The sequence below is a fragment of the Flavobacterium sp. C3NV genome, assembly GCF_046825355.2.
Classification (GTDB): domain Bacteria; phylum Bacteroidota; class Bacteroidia; order Flavobacteriales; family Flavobacteriaceae; genus Flavobacterium.
Genome location: NZ_JBKQBJ020000019.1, coordinates 93,523 through 113,899, shown reverse-complemented (window position 1 = coordinate 113,899; position 20,377 = coordinate 93,523). Strand labels below are relative to the sequence as shown.

At 33.8% G+C, this 20,377-nt stretch carries 14 protein-coding genes and 1 pseudogene; 4 read left to right on the top strand and 11 right to left on the bottom strand.

The features are described from left to right. The 5 genes and pseudogenes from ACIDC4_RS22160 to thrA form a co-directional block, all read right to left on the bottom strand. Window positions 1-105: pseudogene (locus tag ACIDC4_RS22160) on the bottom strand (type IX secretion system ring subunit PorN/GldN); the annotation flags it as partial. A 272-nt stretch (window positions 106-377) separates the two neighbouring features. After that, the gene (locus tag ACIDC4_RS22155) at window positions 378-1,637 is read right to left on the bottom strand and encodes a DUF6161 domain-containing protein (RefSeq protein ID WP_412044935.1); all 1,260 of its coding nucleotides are present in this window, start codon (window positions 1,635-1,637) and stop codon (window positions 378-380) included. Window positions 1,638-1,931: 294 nt separating this feature from the next. Further along, complete coding sequence (gene thrC / locus ACIDC4_RS22150) at window positions 1,932-3,221, bottom strand: threonine synthase (protein ID WP_412044936.1); 1,290 nt, start codon at window positions 3,219-3,221, stop codon at window positions 1,932-1,934. A gap of 441 nt (window positions 3,222-3,662) precedes the next feature. Next, window positions 3,663-4,595: a homoserine kinase gene (locus ACIDC4_RS22145; protein ID WP_412044937.1), complete on the bottom strand. Its 933-nt coding sequence runs from the start codon at window positions 4,593-4,595 to the stop codon at window positions 3,663-3,665. A gap of 155 nt (window positions 4,596-4,750) precedes the next feature. Then, window positions 4,751-7,198 carry a bifunctional aspartate kinase/homoserine dehydrogenase I gene (gene thrA, locus ACIDC4_RS22140; protein ID WP_412044938.1) on the bottom strand — a complete coding sequence of 816 codons (2,448 nt, stop codon included), beginning with the start codon at window positions 7,196-7,198 and terminating at the stop codon, window positions 4,751-4,753. Window positions 7,199-7,920: 722 nt separating this feature from the next. Here thrA and hutH point away from each other — a divergent pair. From hutH to ACIDC4_RS22120, 4 genes are all read left to right on the top strand, one after another. Beyond that, on the top strand, window positions 7,921-9,435 hold the full coding sequence (gene hutH, locus ACIDC4_RS22135; RefSeq protein ID WP_412044939.1) for a histidine ammonia-lyase: 1,515 nt from the start codon (window positions 7,921-7,923) through the stop codon (window positions 9,433-9,435). 48 nt (window positions 9,436-9,483) lie between these two features. Further along, window positions 9,484-10,128 (top strand): DUF47 domain-containing protein, encoded by a 645-nt coding sequence (locus ACIDC4_RS22130; protein WP_056250900.1) that lies wholly within the window; start codon window positions 9,484-9,486, stop codon window positions 10,126-10,128. A 32-nt stretch (window positions 10,129-10,160) separates the two neighbouring features. Beyond that, window positions 10,161-11,504, top strand: a complete 1,344-nt coding sequence (locus ACIDC4_RS22125) for an inorganic phosphate transporter (RefSeq protein WP_230037112.1) — start codon at window positions 10,161-10,163, stop codon at window positions 11,502-11,504. Window positions 11,505-11,657: 153 nt separating this feature from the next. Further along, on the top strand, window positions 11,658-13,028 hold the full coding sequence (locus tag ACIDC4_RS22120; RefSeq protein WP_412044940.1) for an SMI1/KNR4 family protein: 1,371 nt from the start codon (window positions 11,658-11,660) through the stop codon (window positions 13,026-13,028). Window positions 13,029-13,131: 103 nt separating this feature from the next. Here ACIDC4_RS22120 and ACIDC4_RS22115 read toward each other — a convergent pair whose 3' ends face one another. The 6 genes from ACIDC4_RS22115 to ACIDC4_RS22090 form a co-directional block, all read right to left on the bottom strand. Next, complete coding sequence (locus tag ACIDC4_RS22115; protein WP_412044941.1) at window positions 13,132-14,445, bottom strand: serine hydrolase domain-containing protein; 1,314 nt, start codon at window positions 14,443-14,445, stop codon at window positions 13,132-13,134. Next, window positions 14,442-15,059 (bottom strand): DUF1700 domain-containing protein, encoded by a 618-nt coding sequence (locus tag ACIDC4_RS22110; RefSeq protein ID WP_412044942.1) that lies wholly within the window; start codon window positions 15,057-15,059, stop codon window positions 14,442-14,444. The genes ACIDC4_RS22115 and ACIDC4_RS22110 overlap by 4 nt, the downstream gene beginning before the upstream one ends. Further along, window positions 15,056-15,391, bottom strand: coding sequence for a PadR family transcriptional regulator (locus ACIDC4_RS22105; RefSeq protein WP_065447952.1), 336 nt, complete (start codon window positions 15,389-15,391; stop codon window positions 15,056-15,058). The genes ACIDC4_RS22110 and ACIDC4_RS22105 overlap by 4 nt, the downstream gene beginning before the upstream one ends. 105 nt (window positions 15,392-15,496) lie before the next feature. Then, complete coding sequence (locus ACIDC4_RS22100; RefSeq protein ID WP_412045014.1) at window positions 15,497-16,012, bottom strand: DUF421 domain-containing protein; 516 nt, start codon at window positions 16,010-16,012, stop codon at window positions 15,497-15,499. 96 nt (window positions 16,013-16,108) lie between these two features. Beyond that, window positions 16,109-17,482 carry a 30S ribosomal protein S6--L-glutamate ligase gene (gene rimK / locus ACIDC4_RS22095; RefSeq protein ID WP_230037120.1) on the bottom strand — a complete coding sequence of 458 codons (1,374 nt, stop codon included), beginning with the start codon at window positions 17,480-17,482 and terminating at the stop codon, window positions 16,109-16,111. 144 nt (window positions 17,483-17,626) lie between these two features. Beyond that, a complete protein-coding gene (locus ACIDC4_RS22090; RefSeq protein ID WP_230037122.1) occupies window positions 17,627-20,173 on the bottom strand; it encodes an ATP-dependent Clp protease ATP-binding subunit in 2,547 nt (848 codons plus the stop codon). Between the last annotated feature and the right edge of the window lie 204 nt (window positions 20,174-20,377).

Here is a 20,377-nt window from a genome sequence, read left to right as displayed (position 1 = left end):
CACTTCAGTTATTTTGCCGTTTTTAACAGCTTTCGTCAAAACGTCGTAAAGAGAACGTCTGTCAGAACCAATATTAGCCGTATCTACCGGAAAGTACATTTCATATTTTGATATTAAATGATTTTGAAAAATAGATTTTTGCATAACTTTCGTTTCATAAAATCGAAAAATTATTTATATCCTTTTTAAGCTTTATATAGAAAACCTAATGCTGTGCGAAGTCTACCTACTTCGTACCTGCTTCTATATCCTATATTCCAATTGCGTAGAACTTTCTTTGTGACTAATTGGGACGGGTACGAAATCGGGAGACTTCGCACAGTGATTGTAACACTTCGCTGAGTGAGCTTGATTATGATTCTTTTTTGTACTTAACACTATTTTCCTCCACTAAAAAATTTCCCTACCAAATCATTCGGCATAGTAGGAGAGGAATCTTCCTTGAGTAAACCTGTGTCAGCTCTACTAAATAATGATTGCATAATTAGTTTTTTCTCCTCTGAGTCAATTTCAGATTCTTTTAACAGAGCGAGATAGAAATAAGTTAAAGTATGTCTTTCTTCAGAATCTCTAGCTAAATGAAAAGAACTAAACATTACTTTAGAAATTGCTTTTATACAGAAAGCGAGAAAAGCAATTAATGTTACATATATAATTGACCATCTGATTGCAGCGCTATGATCACTTTTAAAATAGCTTGTAAATATTTGTTCTGGAGTTCGCCATAGTAGTTCATTTAATGAATCACAAACCATTAAAACTAAGATAATAAGACAAGAAAGAGCAATCCATCCTTGTCGTCTTAATTTTTTAGCTCTTTCTGACCAATAAGTTGCTGGACCTTCAAGTTTTAATTTCTCTTTATATGTTTTTTCTAATTCTTCAACTTTTATCTTCGAATCTTTATCAAAGATTTCAAACTCTCCTTTAGCGTTAATAAACCAATCTGAATAGGTTTTTTCCTTATCTGTTTGAAACTCATCAATTCTTTTTACATATTCATCATATTTATCTGAACCATCTTTCAGATGATTTACTAATTGCTTATCAAGTTCAGGTAATCGATTTTTAAAACTATTTTTAAGTTGTTGAAGGGATGTTTTTTCTGAGTTTGCTCTTTCAGTTAATTTACTTTCTTTAGATTTAAACTCATATGCAGCTAAATATCCTTCAAAAATTTTTTTGTTGTTTATATTTTGGTTAAGATCACCAATAAAATATGTAAAAGCACCAATAAAAGTGGTTTGATTAGATTTATAAACTTTTAATAAAAAATCAATTTCAGGGGAATCGTAAGTAAAAATATCGGTATTTCTACGATTAATGTTGCTAACCAAACTCCTTAAATAATTATCTAGAGACGTGTCATCTTCAACAGTCGAATACGACTCAACAAAATTTTCAATTTCTTGTTTTGCGGATATAAAAAAGTTTTTAGAATTAATAAATTCATTTGGTAAAATCTCAAATTCATCCCAGCCAAGAATCTGTTCTTCGAGAAATTTGTGAAATGAAGCTAGACCTTTAAAATTTTGAGTTATGTTAAGTGCAGGAAACGTGATATTAACTTCTACAGAATTATACCAATTGAAATTGGTCATCTCGGTTATTCGTTTTTTAAATTGTTTTGTTTCCATTGTTAATATAATTTTGATAGAATATTCTAAAATTAGGTTGAAATTTGTAGCTGAGCTAAATTAATTTTTAGTTTAATTCTATAATTTAATTTGGATTGATAAACATTATTTTACTTTCTTGTTTTTCAAATATATGTATTTTTTCTTGCCAATTTTTTTTCAATTTTATATTGACTGATTGAAACGGCAATCTAATCTCTCTTATAGTTCAAGAATAATCGTATATGAGAATTTAGATAAAAAAATCGGTTGAAATAAAATTTCAACCGATTTTTTTATTGTGGTATAAATTAGTTATCCCAGAAAAGCCTTCAACTCCTCATAAGTCTTAATCTTCACACTCACTTTATCCTCATTAATAACACTCTCAATTTGCTCCGGAATAGGAAGTTTAATTCCCAAAGCAGGTTCAACAACGTCAAGGAATTTAATAGGATGTGCGGTTTCTAAGAAAACTCCAATTGCGTTAGGGTGTTTTTCTAGTTCTTTTTTCAAACCTAAATAACCAACAGCGCCGTGTGGTTCTGCGATGTAACCGTCAGTTTTATAAATGTTTTTTAAAGCTTCAAGCGTTTCTTCATCAGTATAACTGTAAGATGAAAAATCTTTTTCGAAAGCTTTTAAATCATTATTGTATAATTCCTGAATCCTGATAAAGTTACTTGGGTTTCCAACGTCCATGGCGTTCGAAATTGTCGCTTTAGAAGGTTTTGGATCGTATTTCCCACTTTCTAAGAATCTTGGTACGGTGTCATTTACGTTGGTAGACGCTACGAAATGTTCGATTGGTAAACCTAATTTCTTAGCCATAATTCCGGCGCAGATATTCCCAAAATTTCCGCTTGGACAAGAGAAAACTAACAGTTTGTTTTGGCTTTTCAACGCTTTGTAAGCAAAGAAGAAATAGAACATTTGCGGCAGCCAACGCGCAATATTAATAGAATTCGCCGAAGTCAGGTTTTTATGCGCTAATGTCTCATCTAAAAACGCTTTTTTTACCATATCCTGGCAATCGTCAAAAACGCCATCAACTTCAAGTGCTTTTATGTTTTTTCCTAAAGTAGTCAATTGTTTTTCCTGAATGTCGCTCACTTTTCCTGACGGATATAAAATCACAACATCGACACCATCAACGCCAAGAAATCCGCTTGCAACAGCACCGCCGGTATCTCCCGAAGTGGCTACTAAAACGGTATTTTTACTGTCTTTTTTATCTTTATTAAAATACGCCAGACAACGTGACATAAATCGCGCTCCAACGTCTTTAAAAGCCATTGTAGGTCCGTGAAATAACTCTAACGAATAGATTCCGTTTTCGACCTCAACAACCGGAAAATCAAAAGATAAAGTATCTTTTATAATTTCTCTTAAATTGTCCTCAGGAATTTCATCGCCCACAAATTGCTGAATCACATCAAAAGCAATATCGTTATGACTTAGATTTTCGATTACATTAAAAAATGCAGGATTTAATGGCGTAATAGTTTGAGGAAAATATAATCCTTTATCACTCGCTAATCCTTGAATCACAGCTTCTTTAAAAGAAACTTCCGGTGCATTATGGTTTAAACTATAGTATTTCATGGTTTAATTTTAGATTTTTAGATTTTAAATTTTAGAAAAAAGAGAATAGAGTATAGAGAATAGACTTTTCTGTAATCAATTTTCAATTTTTAAATTCCAATGGTTGTTGTTGTTTAACCGCAAAGAGCGCAAGGAAATTGTTTCTTTTGAAACGCAGAGATCGCAACGCTTTGTGGTGATATTTTTTGTTTTTTAATAATTTATTATTCGGTTTTTTTTTTGTCATTCCGAGGAACGAGGAATCTCCGCGAGAAGCTCGACAAAGATTGACTCACGTTACGGAGTTACTAGCGGAGATTCCTCGTTCCTCGGAATGACAAACGTTATGTTTTTTATTTGCGTCTATGCTTTACGGGACTTCGACTTCGCTCAGCCTGACAAACGGAATTATTTAAATTAACAATCTCACAATCCAATTTGTGTAAATTCGTGCAATTCGTGTTATATAATTCTTACGCCATCAGGATTAATTTTCGAAACGTGAATTTCATACGGTAAATTCATTTTTTCGTAAACATCGCTCATGGCTTTGGCGATTTGGTCGGCGGTATTTTTTCCTCTGCTTAAAGCAAAAATCGACGGACCAGAACCTGAAATCCCGGAACCTAAAGCACCGTTTTCAAGAGCCGTTTGTTTGATTTGGTCAAAACCAGGAATCAAAACACTTCTTAAAGGTTCAACGATTTCATCATGAAGCGATCTTCCAATCAAATCGTAATCTTTGGTGTATAAACCTGCTATTAATCCACCAACATTTCCCCATTGCATGATGGCGCTTTTTAGAGAAACGGTTTGTTTCAATACCGAACGCGCATCAGATGTTTTCAACTCAATTTGAGGATGAACCACCGTTGCATATAATTCCTCAGGACTGTCAATTCGGATAATATCAAGCGGAGCATAACTTCTTACCAAAGTAAAACCTCCCAAAAGGGCAGGAGCAACGTTGTCGGCATGAGCATTTCCGCTGGCTAATTTTTCGCCTTGCATGGCAAATTGCACCAAATCTTTACGCGAATACGGTTTGCCTAATAATTCATTAATCCCAAAAACGGCACCGGCAGAACTTGCGGCGCTGCTTCCAATTCCGCTTCCGGCTTTGATGTTTTTATAAATTTCAATTTCGAATCCAAAATCAATCGGATTAAAATGGATTTCATAAGCTTCAAGCATCGCAATTGCCGCAACTCCTGAAACATTTTTTTCGGTTTCCATAGGTAAATCGGCACCCACAATTTTGGTGATGCGAACTCCCTTTTCTTCTGTTTTTCGAACAATCATTTCATCACCCGCATTGTCTAAGCAAAGTCCCAATACGTCAAATCCGCACGAAAGATTCGCGATAGTTGCCGGGCAAAATAGTTTAATTTCCATTTTTTTAAAGGTTCTGAGTTGCTAAGGTTCTATCCCGAAGCCTCGGGACTAAGATTTCTTTGCAACTGTTTATTTTTTTAGCTTCTGAGCTTCTAAGTTTCTAAGATACTAAGAAAAAAAACTCAGAACCTTAGCATCTTAGAACCTTAGCAACTTTAATTGTTTCCTATTCTAATTACATCCGCAAAAATTCCTGATGCTGTTACCGCAGCTCCGGCTCCCGCGCCTTTGATCAATAACGGCTGATCTACGTAACGATCTGTGTAGAAAAGCACGATATTGTCTTTTCCTTCCAGATTGTAAAACGGATGATCTTTTGGGATAAATTGTAATCCTACGCTTGCTTTTCCGTTTTCGAATTGTGCTACATATTTCAATCTTGAATCTTTGGCTAAAGCCTCTTCGTAGATTTTTTCGAAATGAGCAGCATGTTTGATTAACGAGGCAAAAAAGTCTTCGTTGTTTGTTGTTACTAAACAGTCAGCAGGCAAAAACGATTCGTTGGCGATCGCATCAATATCCATTTCGTAACCGCTTTCGCGAATAAGAATCAGGATTTTACGTGCAACGTCAATTCCGCTTAAGTCAATTTTTGGGTCTGGCTCTGTAAAACCTTGTACTCCGGCTTCTTTTACAACATCGTGAAAAGAATTGTTCTTATCAAAATTGTTGAAAATAAAGTTCAAACTTCCGGATAAAACCGCCTGAATTTTGTGCACTTTATCACCAGATGCAATTAAGTTTTTTACGGTATCGATAATAGGTAATCCCGCACCAACATTGGTTTCAAACAAAAACGGCGCATTATACTGGCGTGATAAACTTTTTAGTTTTTTATAATTGTCGTAAGCAGATGAACAGGCAATTTTATTACAAGTTACAACGGCAATACTTTCCTTTAAGAATTTTTCGTAAGTTTCAGAAACGCTTGCATTTGCTGTAATATCCACAAAAATACTATTACGTAAATTCAGTTCTTTGGCGCGTGCGATAAATTCTGTCGGAATAGCGTGTTCACCTTTATCTAATGCCGATTTCCAGTCTTTTAGAGAAATTCCGTCCTCATCAAAAAGCATTTTTCGGGAATTTGATAAAGCAATTACACGAACATTAATTTTTAAATTTTCTTTTAAAAACTTTCTTTGATTGTGAATTTGCTCGATGAATTTCTCACCCACATTTCCAACTCCCATTACAAATAAATTCAGCTGTTTGGTGTTTTCTTCAAAGAAGTTTTCGTGCAAAGTATTCAATGCTTTTTTAACATCTCTTTCGTTGATTACAGTCGAGATATTACGTTCAGATGCACCTTGCGCAATGGCACGAATATTTACGTTGTTTTTACCCAAAGTACTAAACATTCTTCCGCTTAAACCCTGGTGATTCTTCATGTTTTCTCCAACAAGAGCAATAATACAAAGGTCTTTTTCTACAATGGCAGGATCAATTTTGTTTTGAAGAATTTCTACTTCAAAAGCTTTGTTGATCGCAGCTTCGGCATTTTCAGCATCAGAGTTTAAAATTCCGATGCAAATCGAATGCTCAGAAGAAGCCTGAGTGATAAAAATAACATTGATTTTTTCCTGAGACAATACTTCGAACAAACGTTTTGATGAACCAGAAACTCCAATCATTCCCGGACCTTCAAGAGTTACTAACGAAATATGATCGATATGGCTGATTCCTTTTACAACAGTGTCTTTTGATGAAACCTGATTAGAAATTAAAGTTCCTACAGCTTCCGGCTCAAAAGTATTTTTGATTAAAATGGGAATATTTTTTCTTAAAACGGGCTGAATCGTTGGCGGATACAACACTTTGGCACCAAAATGCGATAATTCCATCGCTTCCTGATAAGAGATATTTGCAATTGGCTGCGCTTGTTTTACAATTTTAGGGTTGGCAGTAAACATTCCGTTTACGTCAGTCCAGATTTCTAGTTGTGATGCGTTGAGTGCTCCGGCAATTATGGCCGCAGTATAATCAGAACCTCCACGACCTAAAGTTGTAGTAATTCCGTCAGATGTTTGAGAGATAAAACCCGGTAAAATATTGATTTGAGATTGATTTCCACCAAAATATTCCTGAATCAATTGGTTCGAAACTTCAAAGTTTACAACCGCTTTACCAAAGTTGTTATTGGTTTTAATCAGTTCGCGACTGTCTTTGTAAACCACATCCTTATCAATTTGCTGATAAGCCTGCGCGATAATGTAAGACGAAAGTAATTCTCCGAAACTTAAAATAGTATCAGCAGTTCTTGGAGATAATTCGCCCAATAAAAAACAGCCATCTAATAAAGTTTCAAGATGATTGATGATTCTTTTTACGTGACTTAGTAAACTGCTTTGTTCGCTTACCGGAATAAGATCTTTTAAGGTATCAAGGTGTTTTTTCTCGATTTCAGCAACAATATCTCTAAAGCTTTCGTCGTTTGCTGCTGCTTTTGCTGCCGCTGACTGCAATAAATCGGTTACTTTGCTTAAAGCTGAAACAACAACTACTAGTTTATCTTGTTTAGAATTCTGGTTTATAATTTCGAGAACGAGTTTTATATTTTGAGCATTGGCAACCGAAGTTCCGCCAAATTTTAATACTTTCATTTTGATGTTTTTTAATAAGGTGCAAAGATTTTGAGTAACAAAGTTCAAAGGTTATCAACTGTGAACTGAAACTGAAAACTGCGACTATTTTTTTTCTTTGTAAATGTTTTTTATGTACCCATCGTCTTTCTTCTTTCAGGAAAAAAGTATAGATAACCAAGGATTATATGTAAAATGTATACCCCTAAGGGGTAGTAGTAGTTGTAGTAGAAATTGTTGTAGCAGCAATTGCAACCCCGGTTAGAGTTGTCATTGTAGAGTGATATTTTGCGCTGTTACTTTTCATTTTGATTTTTCAAAAGTACAGTTTTTTATAAAAGTTAAAAAACTGAAAATCCTTTTTGCGAATATTTCAATAATTCAAATGTAAGCATTTTAATATTGAGTAATTGTTAAAATTAAAACTCTAAATATGGCTTATTCATATATTTAACGCTTTTTCTATAAAGGCTTTAAAGTTTTTAGGGTATTGATTTTATTAGAAAGCAGATAAAAAACAACGATTTTATCCTATATATTAAGTAGGAAATGTCTTTTTTGTGTTTTTTGGATAAAACCCAAAATTGACATTTGTGATAATTAAAGAACTGATTTTGGTACGATAAGCATTATGAAATAAATAAAGCAAACGAGGCGAGATGCTATAAAATTTAATTATTATGAACAAATGTTGCTTTTTAATATTGATTTGCTGAATTTTGATGTCTTAAAATACAAACAACATGAGAGAAATCCATTATATAAGTACTGAAGTCTTAACCTTAGAAGCTTTACAAGAAATCATAGTGAACCAGAAAACACTTGAATTATCAGAGGAAGCGAAAGTAAACGTTCAAAAATGTCGTGATTATTTAGATAAAAAAATGGCTTCACATTCTGAACCTATTTATGGTATCAATACAGGCTTTGGATCTTTATGTAATGTAAAAATCTCTAATGAAAATTTATCCAAACTTCAGGAAAATCTCGTAAAGTCACACGCTTGCGGAACCGGAGAAGAAGTTCCTGCTGCAATTGTAAAGTTGATGTTGTTGCTTAAAATTCAATCTTTAAGCTACGGACATTCCGGAATTCAGTTGCAAACCGTAAATCGTTTGGTTGATTTTTATAATAATGATGTTTTACCTATTATTTATACTCAGGGTTCTCTTGGGGCTTCGGGCGATTTAGCACCTTTGGCACATTTGTCTTTGCCTTTATTAGGAGAAGGAGAAGTTTTATTTGAAGGCAAAAAAGTGGCTTCTGCCGAAGTTTTGAAACATTTTGGCTGGGAACCAATCGTTTTACAGTCAAAAGAAGGTTTGGCTTTGTTGAACGGAACCCAATTTATGAGTGCTTATGGAGCTCACATTTTAATAAAAGCTTACAAATATTCTTATTTGGCAGATTTAATCGGAACAATTTCTTTGGAAGGTTTTGATGGAAGAAGCGAACCTTTTAATGAATTGATTCACTATATACGTCCGCACAAAGGGCAAATCGTGACAGCACAACGCATTAATGAGTTTTTGGAAGGAAGCGAGATTATTGCTCAGGAGAAAAAACACGTTCAGGATCCGTATTCTTTCCGTTGTATGCCACAAGTTCACGGTGCTTCAAAAGATGCGATCGATTATGTTCGAAAAGTATTCAAAACCGAAATTAATTCAGTTACCGATAACCCAAATATATTTATTGAGGCAGATCAGATTATCTCTGGAGGAAATTTCCACGGACAACCTTTGGCTTTAGCCTTAGATTTTATGGCAATTGCTTTGGCCGAATTAGGAAGTATTTCTGAAAGAAGAACCTATCAGTTGATTTCAGGATTACGCAATCTTCCGGCATTTTTGGTAGACAATCCGGGATTGAATTCAGGATTTATGATTCCGCAATATACTGCCGCAAGTATTGCTAGTCAAAACAAGCAATTGGCAACTCCATCAAGTGTAGACAGTATTGTATCAAGCAACGGACAAGAAGATCACGTAAGTATGGGGGCAAACGGAGCGACAAAAGCCTTACGTGTTTTAGATAATTTAGAGCGCATTTTGGCAATCGAATTACTGAATGCTTCACAAGCGATTGCTTACAGAGAACCATTGAAATCTAGTGATTTTATCGAGATGTTTTTGAGTAGTTACAGGGAAGTAGTACCACTTGTTAAGGAGGATAGAATCTTACATTATGACATCGAAAAAACCGTTGAATTCCTTGATAGTTTCCAAATTGAAAACGATTTGTTAACAATGGCTTAACATTGTAGAATATTAATGAAGTAATTTTGCACTATCAAAAATATAAAAATGTCAATAAACAGTATTTTCCAATTTTTAGTGCCGAAAGACAAGAAATTCTTTCCACTTTTTGAAGAGGCTTCAAGCAATTTAATTGAATTAGCTTCTAATTTACACGAAGCTGTAAATCTTCCATTAAAAGAAAGAGAAGTTCTTTTTCAGAAAATTGACGAATTAGAGCAAAGAGGAGAAGACATTACACGTCAGACCAATCTTGAATTGAGTAGAAACTTTATTACTCCGTTTGACAGAGAGGATATTCACACATTGATTACTTCTATTGACAACGTTGCAGATTATTTGCACGGAGCAGCAAGCAGAATGAGATTGTATCAGGTTGATAAGATTACAAAATCGATCAGAAAAATGACCGAAATCAATCTTGAAGCTTGTCAAAATATTGATAGTGCAGTAAAAGAATTGAGAAATTTAAAGAATTTCAAAGTCATAAAAGATGCTTGTGCCAGAATTAATAAACTGGAAAACAAGTCAGATAACGTTTATAATAAAGCAGTTTTTGAAATTTTTGAAAACGAAACAGACGCTAAAAATATTATTAAATATAAAGAAGTGTTATCTGTTTTAGAATCAGCAACAGATAAATGTAAGAGTGTTGCGAACATACTAGAATCTATTTCAGTAAAACATTCTTAAATTCAATTTATTTCATTCTGAAGTTATAATTTATGACGCTACTTATAATTATTATAGTATTAGCCTTAATTTTTGATTACATCAATGGTTTTCATGATGCGGCAAATGCTATTGCAACAGTTGTTGCTACAAAGGTTCTTACGCCTTTTCAGGCGGTTCTTTGGGCAGCATTTTTTAACTTCCTGGCTTATTGGGTTTTCGGATTTGGTGTTGCGGATACTGTTGCAAAAACAGCGCACACTATGGAGATTAACCTGGTAGTTATTCTTGCCGGTGTTATTGCAGCTATTTGCTGGAATTTATTGACCTGGTGGTTGGGTATTCCTTCCAGTTCTTCTCATACCTTAATTGGTGGTTTTGCCGGAGCAGCAGTTGCTCATGCGATCGCTGTACATGGTTTTTCAGGTTATATTGGTGAAGACGGAACTACGCAATATTGGTATCAAATCGTAAGCTGGTATAAGGCCGGAAAAGATGGCGGAATGCCTTCTGGGGTTCTTATTATCATTGCTTTTATTGTTTTGGCACCGCTTTTAGGAGCATTAGCTTCTTATTTAATTTCGATCTGGTTATTGAATGCTTCTCGTAAAGTTATTGGACCTAAGATATTTACAGTGGTTTTGATGATTGCTACAGTTTGGTTTGTGAGCACTTTAATGGTACCTTATGAAGAGATTGTTAAACATGGAAAACCTCGTTTTGATTCTCATTTTTGGAGCGTAGCTTTCGATCCGCATAATATTAAATGGTTCTTAGTGGCCTTTATTATTTTAACGGTAAGTGCTTTTTGTTTGATCTTTAGTAGTTTAAATCTACATCAGGCAGATGCAGCTTTAAAGAAAATGCAATTACTATCTTCTGCGGCTTTTAGTTTAGGACACGGAGGAAACGATTCTCAAAAAGTAATGGGTATTATTGCTGCTGCTGTAGCAGTTTATATCAATACAAATCCGGGTGTTCATATGGCTGAATGGTTAGATGTTGTATTGCCAAATGATGATTTAGGTATAAAAGGAGTGATGCCAGGATGGATTCCGTTAGCATGTTATTCTGCAATTGCTGCAGGAACTTTAAGTGGTGGTTGGAAAATTGTAAAAACAATGGGTTCTAAAATCACAAAAGTAACTTCGTTTGAAGGTGTTGCTGCTGAAACTGCCGGTGCTTTGACACTTTATTTTACAGAGCATTTAAAAATTCCGGTAAGTACAACACATACCATTACAGGATCAATCATCGGGGTTGGATTAACAAAACGTGTTTCTGCCGTTCGTTGGGGAGTTACAGTAAGTTTAATCTGGGCATGGATTCTGACTATTCCAATCTCAGCTATATTAGCAGGTTTGGTATATTATATTTTAAGTGTATTTATATCTTAATAAAATGATTATTGTAAAATGTGAGATGTGAAAATCGCATTTTAAAACACATATAAAAAGCCGATTTCAATTTGAAATCGGCTTTTTTGTTTTTGAAAACATCTTTTTTCAATTATTATAAAGTAATATATTTGGCACAAATTTAAAAGCATTATGACAGATCAGAAAACTTCAAGCCAAATAGAGAGAATAAAAAAGAAGTTGGTTATAGCAAAAAATACAGATCAGGATTTAAAAGTATTTGCTGCCAGTAGTCATAAATATGTTGTAGGTGAAGTGGCAGAAATTGATGCTGTTTTGCAATTTGAAAGCGATTACAATATTGGTCTCCCGGACTCTTATAAATCGTTTTTACTTCATATTGGTAATGGCGGAAAATCATATCAAAATTCAGCAGCAGGACCAGGTTATGGAATATTTCCTTTGGGAAAAAATGTGGAAGAATTCATTTATGCCAATCCTGAAAAATATTTAAAAGAAGATTGTAAGCTATATCCTAATATGAGCGACGATTTCTGGGAAGATCTGACCAGAAATATTGAAGAAAATGATGAAATTTCTAATGAAGATTTTGAGGAGGAATCAGGAAAAATATATTCGGGGATTTTGCCTATTGGTACTCAAGGCTGTACATATTATTATGGGCTTGTTTTAAACGGTGAATTTAAAGGTCGGGTTGTGAATGTTGATCTAGATCGACAAAAGCCATTCTTTACTTTTGAATCTAATTTTTTAGATTGGTACGAACGTTGGCTCGACGAAATTATACCTGAAAATATAATGATCAATGAACCTGATTTATTTCAATATACATTAGGAGGAAGTGTAACTTATATTTTGGAAGTATATTTTTCTGCGCATGATAATGAAACCAAGATTGAAGGTTTAAATGGGATTTTAAAGAAAGAAAAAATAGCTTTAGAACCTCTTGATATTTTAGAAGCGGAATATAAATTAAGTTCAGGAGCAATTCAGAAAAAAATACTTCAAATCCTTACAAAGTTTGATTACCAAAGAGCTTTTCCTTATTTGGTTGATTTTTCAAAAGAAAGTTTATTAGATGTTTTTCAGTTTGTATTTTGGTATGCAAAAGGTAAAAGTTCAGATTGGCTCGATGTTATAAAATCAAATGCCGATAATATTAGCGACGACGAAACCTTTAGTTTTTGTACTTATTTATTAAAGGAAATGAATATTAATTATGGCGATATTATTGTGCCGTTTACTTTTAATGAAAATGAAAATATAAGGATTAGTGCTTATTATGCGCTGGGACAATTACAGAATAAAAGTAATTATATTGATGTTTTTATAGCTGGTTTAAAGGATCATTCAAATAGAGTTATTCATATTACTTTGCAGGCGTTAGATGGGGTAGAAGATCAAAGGCTTTTGAAACATTATAAATTGATAGCTGAAAAATTTCCTGTAGAAAAAGATTATATTTTAGTGAATCTAAATCATAGATTAAAACCGTTCGGGTTGACTAATAAGACAATTAAAAAGATTACTACAGATTCTTAAATTGCGAGTAATAGAAAGTAAAATATCATTTTTAAAAATCACAAAAAAAGCTAGTTTCTTATTGAAACTAGCTTTTTTTGTTAAACATGTAATTGTGTATTTACTATTTAGTAAACAAGAATTCTTGTCCGCCTTGTTTTAAAATCATTTCTTTTTTCTCAGAATTGAATTCAAGAACAATACCCGCAGTATCAAATTTGAATACTTTGGTGCTTGTGGCTTCTAAGGGAAAAGAAGGTTGTCCGGTAGCTTGTGCGATTAATGTATTGTCTTTTTTTGAGATCGTTATTTTTATTGGAATTTGTGTGCTACCATAGGTTCCGGAATACAAATCCAGAATTTCCGGACTAACAGCAACGCTTCCAAAAACCGGCATTGTAAATGGTTTATTAAAATAAGAGTTTAAAGTGCATAATAAGATGTTATTAATGTTGTAATCCAAACCGTTTGAAGTTAAGGCTAAAGCTAGTTTTTCATTTGGGAAATAGCCTGCAACAGATTTAAAACCATCGATTCCGCCGGTATGACCGTAGTTTTTCTTTTCGTAATAAGGAAATTCAAATAATCCCATTCCAAATTTATCTTGTGCAGTTTTCATTTGATTTAAATGATTTGTTGAAATAATTTTTCCGGCAAAAAGACTTTCAAAAAAGATGTTTAAGTCAGTTGGGTTAGAAGCAATTGCTCCGGCACCAAGCGGAATAGACATATCTGTTTCGCTTTCTTTTTTCCATTTTCCATTCTCAGCTGTATACGAATAACATTCGTTGTTCGCGATATTTGTTTTTTTTCCTAAATAAGTGTTTTTTAATTTTAATGGATTAACAATTTTTAGGTTTAAAATTTCACCGAAAGATTTCTTGTAAATATCTTCTAATACAAAAGATAATAAAACATAGTTAGAATTGCTGTATTGTCCTTTTGTGTTTGGTTCAAAAGCAATTTCGCCGGCTGCAATTCGTTCGATCATTTTAGATCTCGATTGATATTCAGTGTTCCAGGTTAGGTAATCATCGTCGTTTGTAAAATCGTGTATACCGCTTCTGTGGTTCAATAAATTACTAATTGTAATTGTTTTTGCATTTTTTACCGTTGGAAAATATTTGTCAATAGTTTGATTTAAAGTGATTTTATTTTCTTCGATCGCTTTAAAAATAAGCGTTGCAGTAAATGTTTTAGAGATAGAACCAATCCTGTACTTTGTATTGATACTTGATTTTTTTGAAGTCGCAACATCGTCAAAACCAATCGATTTTGTATAAATTGTTTTTCCGTTTTCAGATAGGGCAATGCTTCCCATGTATTTGTTGTTTTTCTCTAAAAGAAGAAACAAACTATCCAGTTTTTTTGCATTGAAGGTTTGAGAAAATGCGCTCGTAAAAACGAGAGCAAACAAGCAGCTGATGATTTTTTTCATGATGATGATTTTTGATTAATTGATTTTTTGAACTTTAATAAAAGGGTGATAAGAAAATAGAAAATTACGATTGCTAATAACATTGCAGGAATAAACCAGTTGCCCAATACTTCGTGAGTATGGTTTTTAATTTTGTCTTCCTGGCTCATTATTCCTAATACAAAAATAGAAAAGGAATCATCTTTCATATGGAGGCCTACAAGATTTGGATTGAAGATTTTTGCAAAAATCAGGAATACAAAACCAAAAAGGAAAAGGTACAAAACAAAGAAAAAAACATACGAAATACCATTGGTAAAGTTTAAGATCAAAGCTTTGAAAACATGAACAGGATTAAATGTTCTTGTGGCTTGTTCTAATTTTTTATCGGCAACAAGGGGTTTTAAAACCTCTTCTGGCGCTCCTAATTTTTCGATAATATCTAAAAGTGAATCTATTTCGTTTACTTGATTTTTATGTTGAATAGCTTCAAAAATATGGCTGTTAAATTCCATATAAATATCATCCTGACTAATTTTTGATAACGAAGCTGTTGCTTTTTTAATGCGCTTCATATAATCGCTATAAATCCTTTGCGAAGCTTTTTGTTCGAATTTAATGTCTTCTATTCTCATTGAATGATTTTTTTGATTGATTTTTCAAGATTCTCCCAGTAAATATTCATCTGACTTAGAGTTTCTATTCCGGCTTCGGTTAATGAATAATACTTTCTGGGAATTCCGGTTTCTTGTTCTACCCATTTTGAATCTACCAATTCTTCGGTTTTTAGGCGATTCATTAAAGGGTAAAGCGTTCCCTCGGCAATTTCTATTTCAGTATGTTTTCTTATTTGTTCGATAAGTTCATAACCGTAGTACTCATGATTTTTGAGCACGTTCAGGATAATGAAAGTCAATGTGCCTTTCTTTACCTGCGATTTCCAGTTTGTTACAAATGTTTCGTTCATTCTGCTAATGTATAACAAAATACATAGTATAACAAAGTATATAGCTAAGTTTTTAATTAAAGAGTTTTAATTGTTTGTAAATCAATTAATTAAAACTTTATGATTTCACTTCTGTAGATTTTTATGATTGTGTTTACGTTTGTAGTGTGTTTGTTTGATATTCTTTTTGTCTTCAGAAATAATACTAATAGTACCGTCTACTTCTAACATAGCAAGTTTTATATCCGTCAAATGTTCTAAACCATGCTCACGTGCCGCTTCTTTTAATTCTTCGTGCGAAATGTCTAATTTACTCAAAGTTTTAAAATCTATTATTCCGTTATGAATCAGGATTTCGGGTTTGTCTAATAATAAATTGTTCAAACCTTTGTATTTATGTGTAAGCTTTTTGATAATGTAATTAATGATAAACAATGCCAGAGCAGCAATTAAACCTCCTGAAAGACTGGTGTCAGGCCCAACCATTGCATTTTGAACGGAGTTACTAATCAATAAAATCAGAATGATATCGGCCGTATTCAGTTGAGAAAGTTCTTTTTTTCCAAAGATTCTCAATGCAATGGTCATGAAAAAATAAACAGCAATACTTCTTGCAATAATATCCAGATAAGGGTATAGCATCATTTTTTTGATTTAAATAATAAAAAAAAGCTTTGTCAAAGTTTTGAACTTTGACAAAGCTGCTAAAATAAATATATAATATTAAGTTAGGGTGAACTAACTAACTATTTTAAAATTCTTCTCGATTGCTCTGATCATTTCGCCGGCAATATCTTTATTGGTTGCCCCTTCGATTCCTTCAAGTCCCGGAGAAGAGTTTACCTCAAGTAATAATGGCCCTTTTGAAGAACGAATAATATCAACACCTGCTACCTTCAAATCCATTGCTTTTGCAGCTTTTATAGCAATTTTTTTCTCTTCGGCAGTTACTTTGATAATAGATGCAGTTCCGCCAAGGTGAATGTTTGCTCTAAATTCTCCGGGCATAGCTTCACGCTGAATAGCTGCAACCACTTTTCCGTCGATTACAAAACAACGAATATCTTTTCCGTTTGCTTCTTTAATGAATTCCTGAACCAATATATTGGCATTTAAACTTTTAAAAGCATTGATAACACTTTCTGCGGCTTTTTTGGTTTCTGCCAAAACAACACCTTTACCTTGTGTTCCTTCTAATAATTTTACAATTAAAGGTGATCCTCCAACCATTTTAATTAAATTGTCAGTATCCAGAGGAGAGTTGGCAAAACCAGTTGTTGGTATGTCGATTCCGTTATTCAAAAGCAATTGCAATGAGTATAGCTTATCTCGCGATTGTGTTATGGCTGTAGCCGAATTTAAAACAAAAACTTTCAAAGCTTCAAACTGACGTGTTAGTGCACATCCGTAAAAAGTAATACTTGGTCGAATTCTTGGAATAATAGCGTCAAACTGATTTAGTATTTTTCCACCGCGGTAATGAATTTCAGGAGTTTTAGCGTCCAGTTTCATGTAGCACTCTTTGATATTCAAAAAATGCATTTCATGACCGCGCATTTCACCTGCTTCCATGATTCTTTTATTGCTGTACAATTCAGGATTACTGGCTAAAAGTCCAATTCGTAAACCTGAAGTTGCTTTTTCGGAGTTTTGGTATAATTCTTTTAAAGCTTCGGTTGTAGGCTGACCTAACATGTATTTTTCTTCAGGATCAACCAGTACACGTCCGCTCATGGCTTCACGTCCTAAAAGCATACGAAAACCCATTGAATCCCTGTTGGTCAGGGTCATTTCTATTGGCCATTTGATATCGCCAAGTTTAATGCTGGTCTGGATAACGTAACGGTGTTCTCTAAAACCGCTTGAACTTTTTACAATTCTTTTATCAACCAACGGAGCTTCGCAATGGATGATGGTTTTAATATTATTCTGAATTGGATTAATATCAAATTTCACCCAATTGGCATCATTTTTTATAAAAGGAGCTATGTTTATAGCGTGCATTGCCGAAGTTTTAGCACCGGAATCGACACGAGCCTTGATTGTCGGGATTCCTAGTTCTGGAAATGAGCACCATTCTTCGCTACCTAAAATGACTTTATTTTGAAGCATACGTTATTATTTGTTTTTTATAGAGATTAATAGCCAAAAATAGCTATTTGCTTTTACTAAAGATAGTAAATTATCTAAAAAAAATACCCGTTATGTTATGAAAACGTAACGGGTAAATTAAATTTGTTATAGATGTAAACTAATTTATTGATTAGTTGGCTCTTCTGCTTTGTGTATTTCTACTGAAAGTTCTTGAGAATCATCTTTTAAATCCATTAAGATTTCATCACCTGAATGTATTTTTGAAGTTATGATTTCTTCTGCCAATAAATCTTCAACGTATTTCTGAATCGCTCTTTTTAGAGGTCTTGCTCCAAATTGTCTGTCGAAACCTTTTTCAGCAATAAATGCTTTGGCTTTATCAGTAAGATTTAGCTTGTATCCTAATTCAGCAATACGAGAATATAGTTTTGCAAGTTCGATTTCGATAATCAAATCAATATCACCTTTTTCTAATGCGTTAAATACGATTACGTCATCAATTCTGTTTAAGAATTCAGGAGCGAAGGTTTTTTTCAATGCATTTTCGATAATGCTTTTTGAGTTTTCATCGGCCTGAGCTACTTTCGCAGCAGTTCCAAATCCTACACCTTGTCCAAAATCTTTCAACTGACGTGCTCCAACGTTAGATGTCATGATAATGATAGTGTTTTTAAAGTCGATTTTGCGACCTAAACTATCTGTCAAATAACCATCATCTAAAACCTGAAGCATCATATTGAATACGTCCGGATGCGCTTTTTCGATCTCGTCTAAAAGTACCACACAGTAAGGTTTTCTACGAACTTTTTCAGTCAATTGACCACCTTCTTCGTAACCAACATATCCCGGAGGCGCTCCAACTAAACGAGAGATTGCAAATTTCTCCATGTATTCACTCATGTCGATACGAACTAACGCATCTTCAGAATCGAATAATTCTTTTGCTAAAACTTTTGCTAATTGTGTTTTACCAACTCCAGTCTGACCTAAGAAAATAAACGAACCAATTGGTTTGTTCGGATCTTTAAGTCCGGCTCTGTTACGTTGTATAGAACGTGCAATTTTAAGAACAGCCTCGTTTTGACCAATTACTTTATTCTGAATCAATTCAGGTAATTTAGCCAGTTTATTGCTTTCTGTTTGTGCAATTCTATTTACAGGAATTCCTGTCATCATCGAAACAACATCGGCTACATTATCTTCTGTAACTTCAATTCTGTTGTTTTTAGAATCCTCTTCCCATTGTTCTTGTGCAACAGCAAGATCTTTTTCGATGCGTTTTTCATCATCGCGAAGTTTGGCAGCCTCTTCGTATTTTTGTTTTTTGACTACCATGTTCTTCATTTCGCGAACTTCTTCTAACTGACGTTCTAAATCAAGAATTTGTTTAGGAACATCAATATTAGTAATGTGTACACGAGATCCGGCTTCGTCAAGAGCATCAATAGCTTTGTCCGGTAAAAAACGCTCAGACATATATCTGTTTGTTAATTTAACACAAGCTTCAATAGCTTCCTGAGTATAAGTTACATTGTGATGATCTTCGTATTTGTCTTTTATGTTGTTTAAGATTGCGATTGTTTCTTCAACAGAAGTTGGTTCAACAATTACTTTCTGGAAACGTCTTTCAAGAGCTCCGTCTTTCTCAATATATTGTCTGTACTCATCAAGAGTAGTAGCACCAATACATTGAATTTCTCCTCTTGCCAAAGCAGGTTTAAACATGTTCGAAGCATCAAGAGAACCTGTTGCTCCGCCAGCGCCTACAATAGTGTGAATTTCATCAATAAAAAGAATGATATCATCATTTTTCTCTAATTCGTTCATCACGGCTTTCATTCTTTCTTCAAACTGACCACGGTATTTTGTTCCAGCTACTAAACTAGCCAAATCAAGAGTTACCACACGTTTGTTGAAAAGAATACGGGAAACTTTCTTTTGGATAATTCGAAGTGCCAGTCCTTCTGCAATAGCAGATTTACCAACTCCTGGTTCTCCAATAAGAAGCGGGTTGTTCTTTTTTCTACGGCTTAAGATTTGAGAAACACGTTCAATTTCTTTCTCGCGTCCTACAACCGGATCTAGTTTTCCTTCCTCGGCCATTTCTGTTAAATCTCTCCCAAAATTATCTAAAACCGGAGTCTTAGATTTTTTGTTTGACTTATTGGCGGGATTATTAAAACTACTTTCTTTAAGACTGTCATCTTGTCCTGAATCGTCATTATACGATTCGTTTCTTGGCAAGTTTTCTAAGAATTCTTCTTCGTTTGGAGTCATATTTAAATATTGTTCTTTAGCTATGTCATAATCTATTTTTAGCTTATTCAATAGCTTGGTTGTTGGATCGTTTTCGTTTCGTAAGATACACAATAGCAGATGCGCTGTGCTAATCGACGAGCTCTGAAATACTTTAGCTTCGAGAAACGTTGTCTTCAGTGCTCTTTCCGCTTGGCGGGTAAGATGAAGATTTTTCTTTTCTGCATTTACTTCAACGCTTTGATTGGCCGGGCTCAGTATTTCTACCTTCCTGCGTAAATGATCTAGATCGACTGCAAGGTTATTAAGTATATGAATAGCTTTTCCGTTTCCATCCCTTAAAATGCCTAGCATTAGATGTTCAGTACCAATAAAGTCGTGGCCCAAACGTAAGGCTTCTTCTTTACTGTAGGTAATAACATCTTTTACTCTTGGTGAAAAATTATCATCCATAATATATAATTGGTATTGTAAATTTAGTGAATTAGTGTTTGAAAAACAAAAACCATACCCTTAAGGAACTCCTGACAGCTAAGGGACGAAAAAAATAACAATAAAAGCGTTAAAATACGCTTAATTTATTAACCAAAAGCGAAAATAAAGTTGTTAATAAATCATTGAAATAAGTGTAAGTAAATAGCTGAAAAAATTCCAAAA